The organism is Streptococcus sp. 27098_8_76 (genome assembly GCF_041432315.1).
GTDB lineage: Bacteria > Bacillota > Bacilli > Lactobacillales > Streptococcaceae > Streptococcus.
This window is the reverse complement of sequence record NZ_JAPVZI010000010.1, coordinates 28896-45624: the sequence shown is the minus strand read 5'-3', so window position 1 is coordinate 45624 and position 16729 is coordinate 28896. Positions and strand designations below refer to the sequence as shown.

The 16729-nt window shown below is 40.4% G+C and carries 17 protein-coding genes; 12 read left to right on the top strand and 5 right to left on the bottom strand.

Annotated elements, in window-relative coordinates; translation table 11 throughout:
- Positions 1-20: 20 nt before the first annotated feature.
- The 10 genes from O3636_RS07980 to O3636_RS07935 all read left to right on the top strand — a co-directional run bounded on the left by O3636_RS07980 (position 21) and on the right by O3636_RS07935 (position 6737).
- Positions 21-335, top strand: coding sequence for a hypothetical protein (locus O3636_RS07980; protein WP_371642537.1), 315 nt, complete (start codon positions 21-23; stop codon positions 333-335).
- Between the two features lie 9 nt (positions 336-344).
- Positions 345-551, top strand: a complete 207-nt coding sequence (locus O3636_RS07975) for a helix-turn-helix transcriptional regulator (protein WP_001176233.1) — start codon at positions 345-347, stop codon at positions 549-551.
- The gene (locus O3636_RS07970; protein ID WP_033682914.1) at positions 551-748 is read left to right on the top strand and encodes a hypothetical protein; all 198 of its coding nucleotides are present in this window, start codon (positions 551-553) and stop codon (positions 746-748) included. The genes O3636_RS07975 and O3636_RS07970 overlap by 1 nt, the downstream gene beginning before the upstream one ends.
- 2 nt (positions 749-750) lie before the next feature.
- Entirely contained in the window at positions 751-1494 is a 744-nt protein-coding gene (locus O3636_RS07965; protein ID WP_371642535.1) for a DUF3169 family protein, read from the top strand.
- A 10-nt stretch (positions 1495-1504) separates the two neighbouring features.
- Positions 1505-2329, top strand: a complete 825-nt coding sequence (locus tag O3636_RS07960) for an ABC transporter ATP-binding protein (protein ID WP_371642533.1) — start codon at positions 1505-1507, stop codon at positions 2327-2329.
- The gene (locus tag O3636_RS07955) at positions 2322-3020 is read left to right on the top strand and encodes an ABC transporter permease (protein ID WP_371642531.1); all 699 of its coding nucleotides are present in this window, start codon (positions 2322-2324) and stop codon (positions 3018-3020) included. The genes O3636_RS07960 and O3636_RS07955 overlap by 8 nt, the downstream gene beginning before the upstream one ends.
- A gap of 9 nt (positions 3021-3029) precedes the next feature.
- The gene (locus tag O3636_RS07950) at positions 3030-3671 is read left to right on the top strand and encodes a lysostaphin resistance A-like protein (RefSeq protein ID WP_371642529.1); all 642 of its coding nucleotides are present in this window, start codon (positions 3030-3032) and stop codon (positions 3669-3671) included.
- Positions 3672-3688: 17 nt separating this feature from the next.
- Entirely contained in the window at positions 3689-3919 is a 231-nt protein-coding gene (locus tag O3636_RS07945; RefSeq protein WP_000832181.1) for a hypothetical protein, read from the top strand.
- 135 nt (positions 3920-4054) lie between these two features.
- Entirely contained in the window at positions 4055-5818 is a 1764-nt protein-coding gene (gene aspS / locus O3636_RS07940; protein WP_371642527.1) for an aspartate--tRNA ligase, read from the top strand.
- Positions 5796-6737 carry a YitT family protein gene (locus tag O3636_RS07935; protein ID WP_049513543.1) on the top strand — a complete coding sequence of 314 codons (942 nt, stop codon included), beginning with the start codon at positions 5796-5798 and terminating at the stop codon, positions 6735-6737. Before aspS ends, O3636_RS07935 begins: the two co-directional genes overlap by 23 nt.
- Before the next feature lie 29 nt (positions 6738-6766).
- Here the strand turns inward: O3636_RS07935 and O3636_RS07930 are convergent, their stop codons facing one another.
- The 5 genes from O3636_RS07930 to O3636_RS07910 form a co-directional block, all read right to left on the bottom strand.
- Positions 6767-7753 (bottom strand): LacI family DNA-binding transcriptional regulator, encoded by a 987-nt coding sequence (locus tag O3636_RS07930; RefSeq protein ID WP_164226273.1) that lies wholly within the window; start codon positions 7751-7753, stop codon positions 6767-6769.
- Positions 7754-7762: 9 nt separating this feature from the next.
- Positions 7763-8563 carry a DUF1189 domain-containing protein gene (locus tag O3636_RS07925; protein ID WP_173250039.1) on the bottom strand — a complete coding sequence of 267 codons (801 nt, stop codon included), beginning with the start codon at positions 8561-8563 and terminating at the stop codon, positions 7763-7765.
- A gap of 261 nt (positions 8564-8824) precedes the next feature.
- Positions 8825-9667 carry a sugar ABC transporter permease gene (locus tag O3636_RS07920; protein ID WP_001065648.1) on the bottom strand — a complete coding sequence of 281 codons (843 nt, stop codon included), beginning with the start codon at positions 9665-9667 and terminating at the stop codon, positions 8825-8827.
- 1 nt (position 9668) lies between these two features.
- Positions 9669-10961, bottom strand: a complete 1293-nt coding sequence (locus tag O3636_RS07915) for a sugar ABC transporter permease (RefSeq protein ID WP_000414961.1) — start codon at positions 10959-10961, stop codon at positions 9669-9671.
- A 109-nt stretch (positions 10962-11070) separates the two neighbouring features.
- Positions 11071-12342: an extracellular solute-binding protein gene (locus O3636_RS07910; RefSeq protein ID WP_000095466.1), complete on the bottom strand. Its 1272-nt coding sequence runs from the start codon at positions 12340-12342 to the stop codon at positions 11071-11073.
- Positions 12343-12827: 485 nt separating this feature from the next.
- Between O3636_RS07910 and malQ the strand changes: the two genes are divergently transcribed.
- Both malQ and glgP read left to right on the top strand, forming a co-directional pair.
- Positions 12828-14345 carry a 4-alpha-glucanotransferase gene (malQ, locus tag O3636_RS07905; RefSeq protein WP_371642524.1) on the top strand — a complete coding sequence of 506 codons (1518 nt, stop codon included), beginning with the start codon at positions 12828-12830 and terminating at the stop codon, positions 14343-14345.
- Positions 14346-14370: 25 nt separating this feature from the next.
- A complete protein-coding gene (gene glgP / locus O3636_RS07900; protein WP_371642522.1) occupies positions 14371-16629 on the top strand; it encodes a glycogen/starch/alpha-glucan family phosphorylase in 2259 nt (752 codons plus the stop codon).
- The last annotated feature ends 100 nt before the right edge of the window (positions 16630-16729 follow it).

The window sequence follows — 16729 nt, the reverse complement described above, 5'->3', positions numbered from 1 at the left end:
AAGAAATAGGAGGGAGCCACATGTGGGTATGGATTTTGTTTCCTTTTCTCGTCTTGATTTATATGAGTCAATCTAAGAAAATCAAGCGGTTAGAGAAGAGGTTAAAGGTAATCGAAAGAAAAGAGAAAGGAAACGCAGAAATGTCGAGATTATTAAAAGAATTGATTGGGAAAACACCGACAATCGTTGGACAAGTTTTTGGAACAGATAACTGGGAAGTTGTGGATGTTGATGAGGAATGGGTCAAGCTACGTCGTGTTAATAAAAAAGGAAAAGAAAAATTCAAACTACAACGCATTGAGGATATCCAAACTGTTGAATTTGACGGAAAGTAGGTGTGTAACATGCAACTAAAAAATCGTCTAAAAGAGCTGCGGGCTCGCGATGGCCTCAATCAAACCGAACTAGCCAAGCTAGCAGAAGTTTCCAGACAGACCATTAGCCTATTAGAACGGGACGAATACACCCCATCCGTTGTGATTGCCTTGAAAATATCTCAGATTTTCAATGAAACAGTCGAATCGGTATTTCGCTTGGAGGAGGACGAGTGATGAACAAGTATAAAGTGATTTATTATGTAGTTGCCATAGCGTTATTAGTCAGCGTGTGTCTACTAATTGGAACAAATCTAGGATGGTTTGATCTCTATTACAGTGACCAATTTATTTGGGCCTACTTTGCCCTCATCCCAGTCGTTGACTGGATTGAAAAGAAAGCAAACAATTTAGCGAGTGAAAAAGGAGAATGAATATGAAAAAGAAAAAGAAACGTGGATTGTTATTATTTTTGATGTCTATTGTCTTGGGAGTTTTTTTGGCCATATTTGTAGGGATGTTTAAGGCACTTGCTGAATCTCACGGAATTATGTTAGATGTAAAAATCTTGATACCATGGATATCAGCTATTTGTTTAGTATTAGGTTTCATTAGCATTCTTTTGACATTCAATTTCCTAAAGAAAAGCAGAAAGTTTCATTCCTTGTATCAAGAGGAAATGGATGATGATCTGAATGAAAGCTATTATGTGCAAATGTATCGGAATCTCGAGTTTGGAACCACTGCTTTTAATATTGCAAGTGTAGCGATTTTATTGGCTCTTTTCATCTCAGGTAGTGAAGTGATTGTACCAAATAGAAGCAATCTAACCTTATCTCTTTCTTTTTTGGGATTAGTGCTGATTCTCAGTGTTCAAAAATATCTTTTTAAGACCATTGCGATTGTTCGTCAGTTTGATTTGGCATTTTTCTCAACACCAAAGGATGTCTTAGAGTATGTAAATTCTTATGATGAAGGGGAGCGTCAGGCTAATTTGGAACAGAGTTTTCGGATTTTATTCCAATTAAATCAGTATGTCTTACCAGTCTTATATGTTTTTCTTTTTATCATTTCTTTCTTGACAGGAGAAATTCAGCTACTAGCTTTCTTGCTTGTCGGAGCCATCCATATTTATATCAATGTGATGCAGTTGCCTATGGTGAAACGCTATTTCAAATAAAGGAGTTTCTATGATTCGTGTTGAAAATGTAAGCAAAAGTTTTGGGAGCAAAAAAGCTCTTCACCAGATTTCTTTTGAGATTAAGGAGGGAGAAATCTTTGGTTTTCTTGGCCCTTCCGGCTCAGGTAAAACAACTATGATCAATGTCTTAACAGGACAGTTGGCTGCAGATCAAGGTAAAACAGTTTTGTTAGGCAAGAATTCTCAAGATTTAACCTCAAATGATTTGGAACAAATTGGTATTGTTAGTGATGGCAGTGGTTTTTATGAAAAGATGAGTCTTTACAAAAATCTTCTCATCTATGCTAAGTTATATGGTCTCAAGTCAGATAGAGTAAATCAGGTGCTCCAACAGGTTGGATTGGCAGATGCTAAAGATATTATCGCAGAAAAGTTATCTACTGGAATGAAACAACGAATGTTCTTGGCTCGTGCCCTTCTTAATGCTCCTAAGATTCTTTTCCTAGATGAGCCAACCAGTGGCTTAGATCCTACAACATCTAAGATGATTCATACCCTACTTCAAGAATTAAAGCAGGCGGGGACAACTATCTTTTTGACAACGCATGATATGAATGAGGCAACTCTGCTTTGTGATCGCTTATCTCTTTTGAATAAGGGTAACCTAATAGAGTATGGAAGTCCGCAAGATATTATTCAGAAGTATCATGTGGATAAGAAAGTACATGTGGTTTATAATGATGGACGAGAACAGATAGTTCCATTTGAAGAATTACCACAATTAGACACGACAGATTTGATGGTGGTTCACTCTTGTGAGCCAACACTAGAAGAAATCTTTATCAGATTGACAGGAGAAAAGTTAGATGTTTAGAAAATTAAATGCCCTACTATGGTTAAGATTACAAGTTCTTATTAGCAATTCAACTTTGTTAGCGACTTTATTGATGCCTTTTGGTATTGCTGTTTTATATAATGAATTCTTCAATAAGAATGGAGAATTGAGTATGTTTCTCCTCTCTTCGAGTTTGACGATGGTCTTGAGTATGGGAAGTGGTTATATGGTATCGATTATGATGGCAGAAGATAAGGAAAAACGCAATCTTAAATCACTCATCCTAAGTGGTGTGACAGCAACAGAATATACTTTCAGTATGCTTGTTCTCCCTATTTTGATTATGTTGCTTGGAATGATTTTACTCCCAGTCTATCTTAAAGTAGATCTATCAGGTTACTTATTTGCCTACGTTATCTATTTGCTCCTAGCAACTATTAGTATTATTTTTCTTAACCTTCTAATCGGTGCGGTGTCAGATACTCAATCTAAAGCGCAAGTCTATAGTATTTTTCCTATGTTAATTGTTTCTTTTTTACCTATAATTGCTCTTCAAAATGATACGGCTCAGAAAGTGTTAGATTACTCGTTCGTCGGTCCTATTGTAAATCTTTTAAATCAAAAAGGTGGAGAAATATCCTTTTCTAATATCGGCATGTTACTTGCATGGGTACTTGTGTTAGGAATAGCGAACCTCTTTGTATTGAAAAACAGCTATAAAGCAAGATAGGAGACCTTTATGAAATTACTTAAAAACCTTGGCTGGTTTCTTCTAGCCGTTCTATCCTTTTTATTCATCTATGGCTTCATTCAGGGGCTCGCGACTACTTCGCTTGCCTTAGGCGCTTCACCCTATGCTGTTACCCTACTCTATGTGGCCTTGGCTGGAGTTTATGTGTACGGTATTTACAAATGGTATCAGAAAGCTCCTGTTCGTATTGAGAAGAGTGGCTTCAACCGATTTATTTGGCTTCCTGCCTTGGTTTGGTTCTTATCTCTGGTTGTCCAGTTTTTCTTGCCAAATGATCCTTCAGTAAATCAGCAAATAGCGATAGACTTGACCTTGTCTCAACCACTTTTCTCATTCTTTGCGGTCGTTATTTTTGCTCCTTTGACGGAAGAACTTATCTTTAGAGGGATGTTAGCACGCTACCTCTTTCCTAAGCAGGACAATAGTAAACAAACTCTGATTTTTCTTCTGGTATCCAGTGTTCTGTTTACCTTGATTCATTTCCCAGGTGATGTGCAACAATTTTTTGTCTATTTTAGCCTTGGTTTTAGTTTGGGATTGGCCTATATTAGCAGAAAAGGTCTGGTCTACAGTATTTCTCTTCACGCTTTGAATAATTTAGTCGGCTTTTTGATGATTCTCATGCTATAATAGAGTCAGGAGGTCACATGAAACGAGTAATTTTATTAGCAGTGATTCAAGCAGTCGTTCTATTTTTCATCATTGGAGCGCTAGCTTATGCCTTTAAGGGCGATTTCTTCTACAACTATCTAGCAGTTGTCTTTGCCCCTATTGCAGGTGTCTTGCGTTTTGGGACAGCCTACATAACGGAAATTGTCTTGCCTCGAAAGGCAGCCGAAATCGCTGAAAAGCGTAAAGCAGGCAACAATTCAAAATAAAAGAGTCCGGTGAACTTCATCGGATTTTTTGTATGGGCGCTAATTTTTAAAGACTGGCAAACTTTTCTGCTGATTTTCATGAAGAGCCTGCGCTTTTATGGTAAAATAGTAACAGAATAAAAGAGGAGAGAAACAATGAAACGTAGTATGTATGCTGGTCGTGTTCGTGAGGAACACATCGGACAAGAAATGACCTTGAAAGGATGGGTAGGCCGTCGTCGTGACCTTGGTGGTTTGATCTTTATCGATCTTCGTGACCGTGAAGGAATCATGCAGTTGGTTATCAACCCTGAAAAAGTCTCTGCAGAGGTCATGGCAACAGCTGAAAGTCTTCGTAGCGAATTTGTTATCGAGGTGACTGGACAGATCGCTGCGCGTGAGCAAGCCAATGATAAGTTGCCAACTGGTGCAGTTGAGTTAAACGTGACAGCTCTGACAGTGCTTAATACAGCTAAGACAACCCCATTTGAGATTAAGGATGGCATTGAGGCTAATGACGATACGCGTTTGCGTTACCGTTACCTTGACCTTCGTCGTCCAGAAATGTTGGAAAATCTGAAACTTCGTGCCAAGGTGACCCACTCTATCCGTAATTACTTGGATGAGTTGGAGTTTATCGACGTGGAGACACCATTCCTTTCTAAGTCAACGCCTGAAGGGGCGCGTGACTACTTGGTGCCATCTCGTGTTAATAAAGGGCATTTCTATGCTCTTCCTCAAAGTCCACAAATCACGAAACAGCTCTTGATGAATGCTGGTTTTGACCGCTATTACCAAATCGTAAAATGTTTCCGTGATGAGGACTTGCGTGGTGACCGCCAGCCTGAATTTACCCAGGTCGACTTGGAAACGTCTTTCCTTACTGAGCAAGAAATCCAAGATATCACAGAAGGTTTGATTGCCCGCGTGATGAAGGAAACAAAAGGTATCGAAGTGACGCTACCATTCCCTCGTATGAAATACGATGATGCTATGGCTCTTTACGGTTCTGACAAGCCTGACACTCGTTTTGATATGTTGCTTCAGGATTTGACAGAAGTGGTCAAAGGTGTTGACTTCAAAGTCTTTTCAGAAGCACCTGCTGTAAAAGCCATTGTGGTCAAAGGCGCTGCGGACAACTATTCACGTAAAGACATCGACAAGATGACGGAAGTAGCCAAACAATATGGTGCCAAAGGTCTTGCTTGGGTCAAGGTTGTTGATGGAGAATTAAATGGACCAGTTGCCAAGTTCTTGACTGGTATCCAAGAAGAATTGACAACAGCGCTTGCTCTTGAAGATAAGGACTTGGTTCTCTTTGTGGCGGATACGCTTGAAGTAGCTAACGCAACTCTTGGTGCCCTTCGTGGACGTATTGCCAAAGAGCTTGGCTTGATTGATAACGATAAATTCAACTTCCTTTGGGTGGTTGACTGGCCAATGTTTGAATGGTCTGAAGAAGAAGGCCGCTACATGAGCGCCCACCATCCGTTCACCCTTCCACAGGAAGAAACAGCTCACGAATTAGAAGGTGATTTGGCTAAGGTTCGTGCCATTGCTTACGATATCGTCTTGAACGGTTATGAGCTTGGTGGTGGTAGCCTCCGTATCAACCAAAAAGACCTTCAAGAACGCATGTTCAAGGCTCTTGGTTTCTCAGCTGAAGAAGCAAATGACCAGTTTGGTTTCCTTCTTGAAGCCATGGACTATGGTTTCCCACCACATGGTGGCTTGGCTATCGGGCTTGACCGCTTTGTCATGCTCTTAGCAGGAGAAGAAAATATCCGTGAAGTCATTGCCTTTCCTAAGAATAATAAGGCAAGTGACCCAATGACACAAGCTCCTTCAACAGTAGCTCTCAAACAACTAGAGGAACTCAGCTTACAAGTAGAAGAAGATGAAACAAGCAAAACGAATTAAGCGGTGGCGCTATTATCTGCGTCGCTTTGCTCATCAGATAAAAATTTTACGTGTCTTACAAAGCATCTCTCGGGAAAAATATGATGAGAAGATTTCGGCCTCACTGGTCTATGGTTTTTTATCAGCAGTAGCGGTCAATTTCTTTTTCCAACCGGGGCATGTGTATTCGAGTGGTGCGACAGGTTTGGCACAGATTATCTCTGCCTTGAGTAATCACTGGTTTGGTTTTCATATTCCGATTTCGCTGACCTTCTACGCCATTAACTTCCCTTTGATGGTCTTAGCTTGGTATCAGATTGGCCATAAGTTCACCGTCTTTACCTTTATCACGGTATCTATGAGTTCCTTCTTTATCCAGTTTGTCCCTGTGGCGACCTTGACGGAGGATCCTATTATCAATGCCCTTTTTGGGGGTGTTGTCATGGGCTTAGGAATTGGTTTTGCTCTTCGCAACAATATCTCTAGTGGTGGGACGGATATTGTCAGTTTGACTATTCGCAAGAAAACAGGTAAGAATGTCGGTAGTATTTCTTTCTTAGTAAATGGGACTATCATGCTGATAGCAGGCTTGACCTTTGGTTGGAAATACGCTCTCTACTCTATGATTACCATCTTTGTCTCTAGCCGTGTCACAGACGCTGTCTTTACTAAGCAAAAACGCATGCAGGCTATGATTGTGACCAATCATCCAGATAAAGTAATTGAGAAAATCCATAAAAAATTGCACCGCGGAGCAACCATGATCCACGATGCAGAAGGAACCTACAATCACGAGAGAAAGGCAGTTTTAATCACTGTTATTACACGTGCAGAGTTTAATGAATTTAAACAGATTATGAAACAGGTGGACTCAGGAGCCTTTGTCTCTGTATCGGAGAATGTTCATATTCTGGGACGATTCGTTGAAACAGAAAATTAGTGACCAAAAAAACCAGCGCGAGCTGGTTTTTATTTTTCGATAATTTTGTGGGCGATTAACTGACGGTAACAAATTTGTTTATTGCTTTTAGCATCGTTGATAATCTGAAGAATTGTTTCAAATGATGTTCGACCAAGTTCTAGGCTATTAATATCGACATAGGCTGCCAAGTTGAGCTTGGGATTGACTGAGTCGAAGCTGAGGACAGGGACATCCAGTTGGTGTTTTGCGATGTAATCACAGACCCCTGCAGCAAGGAGACTATCAATGGTAATAATAGCGTCAATATTTGGATCGTGTTTGAAGAGAAGTCTACTAAAGCGATAACCATTATCTTCAAGAAATTCAGTAGCAAAGTAAGTCAGATTAGTATCGAGAGGAAGTTGGTATTGTTTTAGAGCTAGCTCGTAACCTGTCAGACGGTCTTGTGTTACGAAGAGTCGCTTAGTACCTCCGATAAAGGCAATTCGCTTGCATCCTTTTTTGATGAAATACTCTGTCGCATCAAAACCAGCTTGGACATTGTCATTATCGACAAGTGGAATGAAAGGAGATAGAGATTTACCTAAGATAAGGAAAGGAAATTGCTCGTCTGCTACTAACTTAACCAAAGGGTCCTCTTCTTGGGCATAGAGGAAAATCAAACCATCTACACGCTTACCATAGACCATCTGAGAAATAGCTTTAAGACGCTCTTTGGCATCTTTACCTGTCGCAATCTGAATGGCGTAGTGATTTTCAGAAGCGACTTGGGCAATGCCACGGAGAACAGATGGGAAGAAAGGATTTTGATAGAAGGCATCTGAGTCGTCAGGAAGCACCAAGCCAATAACTTGGGTATAACTGCTTACCAAGCTACGAGCATTGAGGTTGGGGTGGTAGTTGAGTTCCTTCATAGCCTTGCGAACGCGTTTTTTTGTTTCGTCGCTAATGGTTGATTTATTTTGAATAACACGGGTTACGGTTGAAGGCGAAACACCAGCAGCCTTGGCCACGTCTTTAATCGTAACGGGCATAAAAATCTCCTATTTATGGTAATCTGGATCACGGAAATGTGTTTTATAAAAGATAGTGACCAGATACAGAACAAAAAGAATGTTTTGTATAGTGATGAGGTTTGACATATTTTGGCCAAATAATCCCAAAATAAGCGTAATCAGAGTTGGCAATCCTAAACAGTTCAAGATAAAATGATAGCACTCTTTAAAGGTTCTAAATGAAAAGAGGCGTGATTTCTTAGTGATATAAAGGAGAAGACTAGCTCCTAGAGAGACAATAAAGAAATTCAAACCAAAGAGGAAGCTGGCACCGAGAACTAGGAAGAGACTGATATAGACACGATTCTGTTGGTACCAGTCTTTAGAAATGGCTTGGGTCAAGCTGTCTTTGCTTTTGAAACTCTCAGTATCAATCACTCGGTAAGAGACTCGGGTCAGTTCCTTATTTTCCTTGCTGATGACGAGCTCATTCGTATCGAAATGCAGTTGCAAGTCCTTAGGTAACTCCTTACTTTGACTTGGACCGATCACAATAGAAGGGGCTTGACTAGCTGTTCCTGTATAAGTTAATTTACCATCAACAATTGCAGCATGCTCAGAGAGATCCTGGACAACCTCATCTGTCAATGGTTCATAGACATTATCGATAAAGGTTTCTAGCGGATAAGTCTCCTGGGAGCTGTTTTGGATGGCAATGGGTACCATCGACAAGCTGATAAGGAAGATACTGGTAAAGAGAAGCTGAAACCAGTTGAGTCCGAAACGTTTGGACAGGGGCTTACGAAATCCCCAAATACTTGAAAAATATGAAAATGGATATGGAAGCATAGGTGTCTTTCTAAAAGGTGTTTTCTATATGAGTATTATTATATAGAGAAATGTGCTTTATTTCAAGTCTAGGAGACAAATTGCTTGCTGTAAAGATATTACTTACAGTAACAATCGCTAATACTCAATGAAAATCAAAGAGCAAACTAGGAAGCTAGCCGTAGACTGCTCAAAGAACAGCTTTGAGGTTGCAGATAAAAGCTGATGTGGTTTGAAGAGATTTTCGAAGAGTATAAAATGAAAAAGGGTGGCGGGGATATATTATCCCTTGTCGCCACCACTTGTAAGTCCTGAAACAAAGTTCTTTTGTAGGAAGAAGAAGAGAATACAGATTGGAAGGGCAATGAGGATAGCACCTGCTGAGAAGTAGGCGATCTTCATGTTTTTCACATTGCTAACGAAGGTTTGGAGACCTACGGCAACAGTAAAGTATTCTTTCTCACGAAGCAAGAAACTAGAGAGGATGTAGTCCCCGAAAGGTCCCATGAAGGCCCAGAGAGCTTGTACGGCAACCATTGGGCGAACAAGTGGAAGAACAATTTGCCAGAAGCGGCGGAAGTGTCCTGCACCGTCTAGTTTTGCAGATTCGTCTAGAGACATTGGCACTGTATCGAAGTAGCCTTTCATGAGCCAAGCATTCATCGGGATACCTCCACCAACGTAGAGGAAGATGAGGAACCAGCTGTGGTTAAGGGCGTTCAACATAAGCGCCATAACGAAGAAGGCTGTCAAAGCGGCCATGGTTGGCACCATTTGGATAATCAAGAAGAAGACCAAACTTTGTTTACGAGCCAAGAAGTTGTAACGGCTGTAGGCATAACCAGCAAGTACGATGATACTTGTTTGAACAACCATGGTAATCAAGGCGATAATCAAAGTATTGAGGTACCAAGTACCGTACAAGGTTTCAGTGAAGAGGCCTTTAAAGTTATCAAAATTGAGGTCGATATTAGTATCTAGTTTAAAGGCTGAGACGTTACCTGCTTTAAAGGCTGACATGATGGTAATCAAAAGTGGATAGATAATCACGATTGATAGGCCAATTAAGTAGAGGTAAGTAAGGGTTTGAGTCAGTCTACGTTTGAGTTTAATTGAGTTATTCATCTTAGACGTCCTCCATATCAAATGCGTGTAGTTTCTTGAATGCGATCATAGAGATTGAGATGACAATGATAGAGATAATCAAGGTAACAGCTGCCGCCATTGAGTATTGAGGAGATGTACCTGTTGTCAAACGGTAGATCCATGAGATCAAGATATCTGTTGAACCAGCTCCTCCACCGACACTACCAGGTCCTCCACCATTGAAGAGGTACATGATAGAGAAGTTGTTAAAGTTGAAGGTGTATTGGCTAATCAAAGTAGGTGCTGCAACAGCCAAGATCATTGGGAAAGTGATGTTGCGGAATTTTTGCCAAGCATTAGCACCGTCAATATAAGCTGCTTCGTAAAGGTCGTTAGGAATAGATTGTAAGATACCTAAAGTCAAAACGTAGATGTATGGGAATCCAAGCCAACCTTGCATCATAATCAAGGCAACCTTTGTCCAAGTAGGGTCTGTTTTCCAAGGAATAAGAGCCCCATCAAGGAAAGGAAGGAATTTAGCAAAGATCGGCAAGACTTGAGTGTTGATAGCACCGACACTATCATTAAACATGTTTGAGAATGTCAAGATAGTGATGAAGGCTGGGACAGCCCAAGGAAGAAGGAAAATAACACCAAAGATACGTTTTCCTTTGATAAATGGTTGGTTAGCAATGATAGCTGTGAAGATACCAATCACGATCTGTAAAGTTGAGGCAGATAAAGCCCAAATGATAGTCCAAGAAAGAACAGAACCGAAGGCAGAACGGAAGGTACTCAAGCTCCAAATGTTTGTAAAGTTTGTCAAACCAACCCAGTCCAACAATTTGTTTGGTGGCAAGTGTTGGAAGTCGTAGTTAGTAAAGGCAATCATCAAGGTTACGATAACTGGGAAGATGATTGCAAAAGTCATGGCAATATAAGATGGAATGATCAAGAGGTAAGGGAAGCCATTTTCATAGATTCCTTTGACCATTTCTTTAAAGGTAAGTGCTACTGGAATACCATTGTTAATGTGTTTAGCAGTTGTATGTGCATCTTTAATATTTGAGAAATAAAAGAGTACATAAACGACTACAAAGATTAAATGGAAGGCACCACGAATCAGCATAAAGAGGGAATTGTCACGACCTGGCTTGTCACCAAGAGTGATGAGATTGCTCAATTCAGGGGCTGCAAGTGCTAGGAAATAAAGGACAAATACGATGGTTACACCAAGGAAGATAAAACCTTTGGCCTTTTGTTTATTGTAAATCTGTCCTAACCCAGGAATGATAGACAGCAGGGCTGCTTTACTAGGTTGTTGCTTTTCCATAATAACTCCTTTCATAGGATACTGGTTTCTAGATAAAACCTAAACTATTTGTGTTTTTGTTGATAAATTCAAAGGGGGATTTGATTTCCACCCCCCTTGAACAAATTTTTTATTCACCAAATTTTTGTTTGATTGTTTCTTTGATCAATGTTACAGCATCGTTAGCAGCTGTTTTAGCATCTTTCTTACCACTTACAGCTTCAAACAACATTGTTTTAGCTGGGTCCCAAACAGCTGACATTTGAGAGATGTTTGGCATTGGTTGAGCGTTCTTGAACTGTTTGATAACAGCTGTTGTCAACTCATCATTTTTACCTTCAGCGTATGAACGAGCTTCAGTGTTAGCTGGGATTTCATTAGTTTTATCGTAGAAGGCTTTTTGTTGTTCAGTTGAAACAAGGAAGTCTACAAATTTTTGAGCAGCTTCAAGGTTCTTAGTGCTTGATGGGATGATCCAAGCTTTACCACCACCAAATGCTGCGTAGTCTTTTCCGTTTGGAAGAGTTGGGATAGTTGCAACACCGTAGTTTACTTTAGCGTCTTTGAAGGCTTGAGCTTTCCAAGGTCCATCGATGATAGCAGCTGTTTTACCTTCTTGGAATTGAGTTTGGATTAGGTTTCCAGCTCCTTCAGTATCTTGCATACCTTTAGGCCATTTTTCATACCAAGTTTTAGCGTATTCTACACCTTTGATAGCGCCGTCGTTTGCAAGACCGATGTCTTTAGCGTCTTTACCGTTTTGTCCGAATACGTAACCGCCGTTACCAGCAAGAAGTCCGTATGCAAAGTAGAAGTTTGTCCAGTCAGCTAGGAAAGCAGAAGTTTTTCCATCTTCTCCAGCGAATGCGTATTTGCTATCTTTAGCAAGGTTTTCCAAGTCAGCAAATGTTTTTGGAGCTTCTTTTACCAAGTCTTTGTTGTAGTACATAACAAGTGACTCGATAACGGCAGGAGCACCGTAAACTTTACCGTCAGCAGCTGTTACAAGAGATTTAGTTTTATCATCTGTTTTAGCACCGTCGCTCAATTTCACTTCTGAAAGTTGTCCGTCAGTACCAAGGCTACCTACACGGTCGTATGGAGCCATCATAACGTCAGGAGCTTGACCTGATTGGTTGTCAAGAGAAAGTTTGTCAAGCCCACCCATTTGGTCACCAGATTTGATGTTAACTGTTGTTCCTGATTGTTCTTTATAAGCTTTAGCTACTGTTTCAGCATAAGCTTTGTATTGGTCCTCAACGTAAAGAGTGATTTCTTTCGCTTCAGATGAACCAGAATCAGCAGGTTTATCAGCAGTTTTGCTTCCGCAAGCTACCAAAAGCAAGCTAGCAAGTGTAGCAGTTCCAAGCACAGCAGCGCTCTTCATGAATTTAGATGACATAGTGTATTCCTCCTAAAGAATAACAAATTTTATAATGAGGAAACGCAAACGTTTTCCTTTATGGGACTAGTATAGCACAAATAGAAAACGGTTGCAAGTGTTTTTTGTAAAAATTTTAAAAAAATTTCACGGGAATGGTAAGCGTTTTATTTGTTTATAATAGAAGAAAAGTCGGAAAATATATTTTCATGCTTTTACTGAAATTATTTAGGGAAACGATTGCCTAGATTTTGAACAAAAAATAAATTGCTCTAGACCAAAAGTAGGCTAAGTTGAGCCTTCTATTTGTAGTTGAAGAAGATTTTGTAAATAGAAAAGAAAAATGTATATGTATACATAAAGAAGGACAAGTTTTTTTAAAAAAATAATCAAAAAGTTTTTTAAAAACGCTTGCATTTGTCGGGGAAATACGCTATAATTATCTTAACGCAAACGTTTGCGCCCAAAAATGAAAATTTAAACTACAAATACACGAGGTGTTGTTTATGAAAAAACGTCAAAGTGGTGTGTTGATGCACATCTCTTCTCTTCCAGGAGCCTACGGAATCGGATCATTTGGTCAAAGTGCTTACGACTTCGTTGATTTCTTGGTCCGTACAAAACAACGTTACTGGCAAATCCTTCCGCTAGGAACAACTAGTTACGGGGATTCTCCTTACCAATCTTTCTCAGCCTTCGCGGGAAACACTCACTTTATCGATTTGGATATCTTGGTGGAGCAAGGTTTGTTGGAAGCAAGTGACCTTGAAGGAGTTGACTTTGGTAGCGATGCGTCTGAAGTTGACTATGCTAAGATTTACTATGCACGTCGTCCTCTTTTAGAAAAAGCGGTGAAACGTTTCTTTGAAGTCGGAGATGTTAAAGATTTTGAGAAATTTGCTCAAGACAACCAATCATGGCTTGAGCTCTTTGCTGAGTATATGGCTATCAAAGAGCATTTTGACAATCTTGCTTGGACTGAATGGCCAGATGCTGATGCTCGCGTTCGTAAAGCTTCAGCACTTGAAAGCTATCGTGAGAAATTGGCAGACAAGTTGGTTTACCACCGTGTGACTCAATACTTCTTCTTCCAACAATGGTTGAAATTGAAAGCTTACGCTAACGACAACCACATCGAAATCGTTGGAGACATGCCAATCTACGTAGCGGAAGATTCAAGCGATATGTGGGCAAATCCACATCTCTTCAAGACAGATGTCAACGGTAAGGCAACTTGCATCGCAGGATGCCCACCAGATGAGTTTTCTGCAACTGGTCAGCTTTGGGGTAACCCAATCTATGACTGGGAAGCAATGGACAAAGATGGTTACAAATGGTGGATTGAACGCTTGCGTGAAAGCTTCAAAATCTACGACATCGTTCGTATCGACCACTTCCGTGGTTTCGAATCTTACTGGGAAATCCCTGCTGGTTCCGATACAGCAGCACCTGGTGAGTGGGTCAAAGGTCCTGACTACAAGCTTTTTGCAGCCGTTAAGGAAGAACTTGGTGAGCTAAACATCATCGCTGAAGACCTTGGCTTCATGACAGATGAAGTTATTGAGTTGCGTGAACGTACTGGATTCCCAGGAATGAAGATTCTTCAATTTGCCTTCAACCCAGAAGACGAAAGTATCGATAGCCCACACTTGGCACCTGCTAACTCAGTTATGTACACAGGAACACACGATAACAACACGGTCCTTGGTTGGTACCGTAACGAGATCGATGATGCGACTCGTGAGTACATGGCTCGCTACACGAACCGTAAAGAATACGAAACAGTGCCACACGCTATGCTTCGTACAGTCTTTTCATCAGTTAGCTTCATGGCAATTGCAACTATGCAAGATTTGCTTGAATTGGATGAGACAGCTCGTATGAACTTCCCATCTACCCTTGGTGGAAACTGGTCTTGGCGTATGACTGAAGATCAATTGACACCAGCTGTCGAGGAAGGTTTGCTTGACTTGACAACAATCTATCGCCGAATTAATGAAAATTTGGTAGAATTAAAGAAATAATACAATATCAGGAGACACCTTAAACATGTTATCACTAAAAGAATTTGTACAAAATCGTTACAATAAAACCATTGCAGAATGTAGCAATGAAGAGCTTTACCTTGCTCTTCTTAACTACAGCAAGCTTGCAAGCAGCCAAAAACCAGTCAACACTGGTAAAAAGAAAGTTTACTACATCTCAGCTGAGTTCTTGATTGGTAAACTTTTGTCAAACAACTTGATTAACCTTGGTCTTTACGACGATGTTAAAAAAGAACTTGCTGCTGCAGGTAAAGACTTGATCGAAGTTGAAGAAGTTGAATTGGAACCATCTCTTGGTAATGGTGGTTTGGGACGTTTGGCTGCCTGCTTTATCGACTCAATTGCGACTCTTGGTTTGAACGGTGACGGTGTTGGTCTTAACTACCACTTTGGTCTTTTCCAACAAGTTCTTAAAAACAATCAACAAGAAACAATTCCAAATGCATGGTTGACAGAGCAAAACTGGTTGGTTCGCTCAAGCCGTAGCTACCAAGTGCCATTTGCAGACTTTACTTTGACATCAACTCTTTATGATATTGATGTTACTGGTTATGAAACAGCAACTAAAAACCGCTTGCGTTTGTTTGACTTGGATTCAGTTGATTCTTCTATTATTAAAGATGGTATCAACTTTGACAAGACAGATATCGCTCGCAACTTGACTCTCTTCCTTTACCCAGATGATAGTGACCGTCAAGGTGAATTGCTCCGTATCTTCCAACAATACTTCATGGTTTCAAACGGTGCGCAATTGATCATCGACGAAGCAATCGAAAAAGGAAGCAACTTGCATGACCTTGCTGACTACGCAGTTGTACAAATCAACGACACTCACCCATCAATGGTTATCCCTGAATTGATTCGTCTTTTGACTGCACGTGGTATCGAGCTTGACGAAGCAATCTCAATCGTTCGTAGCATGACTGCCTACACTAACCACACAATCCTTGCTGAAGCTCTTGAAAAATGGCCTCTTGAATTCTTGCAAGAAGTGGTTCCTCACTTGGTACCAATCATCGAAGAATTGGACCGTCGCGTGAAAGCAGAATACAAAGATCCAGCTGTTCAAATTATCGATGAGAACGGACGTGTTCACATGGCTCACATGGATATCCACTACGGATACAGCGTTAACGGGGTTGCAGCACTTCACACTGAAATCTTGAAAAATTCTGAGTTGAAAGCCTTCTACGACCTTTACCCAGAAAAATTCAACAACAAAACAAACGGTATCACTTTCCGTCGTTGGCTCATGCATGCTAACCCAAGATTGTCTCACTACTTGGATGAGATTCTTGGAGAAGGTTGGCACCATGAAGCAGATGAGCTTGAAAAACTCTTGTCTTATGAAGACAAAGCAGCTGTCAAAGAAAAATTGGAAAGCATCAAGGCTCACAACAAACGTAAATTGGCTCGTCACTTGAAAGAACACCAAGGTGTGGAAATCAATCCAAACTCTATCTTTGATATCCAAATCAAACGTCTTCACGAGTACAAACGCCAACAAATGAACGCTTTGTACGTAATCCACAAATACCTTGACATCAAAGCTGGTAACATCCCTGCTCGTCCAATCACAATCTTCTTTGGTGGTAAAGCAGCTCCAGCCTACACAATCGCTCAAGACATTATTCACTTGATCCTTTGCATGTCAGAAGTTATTGCTAACGATCCAGCAGTAGCTCCACACTTGCAAGTAGTTATGGTTGAAAACTACAACGTTACTGCAGCAAGCTTCCTTATCCCAGCATGTGATATCTCAGAACAAATCTCACTTGCTTCTAAAGAAGCTTCAGGTACTGGTAACATGAAATTCATGTTGAACGGAGCTTTGACTCTTGGTACTATGGACGGTGCTAACGTGGAAATCGCTGAGTTGGTTGGCAATGAAAACATCTACATCTTTGGTGAAGATTCAGAAACTGTTATCGACCTTTACGCAAAAGCAGCTTACAAATCAAGCGAATTCTACGCTCGTGAAGCTATCAAACCATTGGTTGACTTCATCGTTAGCGATGCAGTTCTTGCAGCTGGAAACAAAGAGCGCTTGGAACGTCTTTACAATGAATTGATCAACAAAGACTGGTTCATGACTCTTCTTGACTTGGAAGACTACATCAAAGTCAAAGAGCAAATGTTGGCTGACTACGAAGACCGTGACGCATGGTTGGATAAAGTCATCGTTAACATTTCTAAAGCAGGATTCTTCTCATCTGACCGTACAATCGCTCAGTATAACGAAGATATCTGGCACTTGAACTAAGCTACAAATTTATACTAATAAGATTTGTAAAAAGCGAATTTCGATTGAAATTCGCTTTTTTTTTGAAAGCTGTAGATTTGGGTCAATCTTGTCTTAAAAA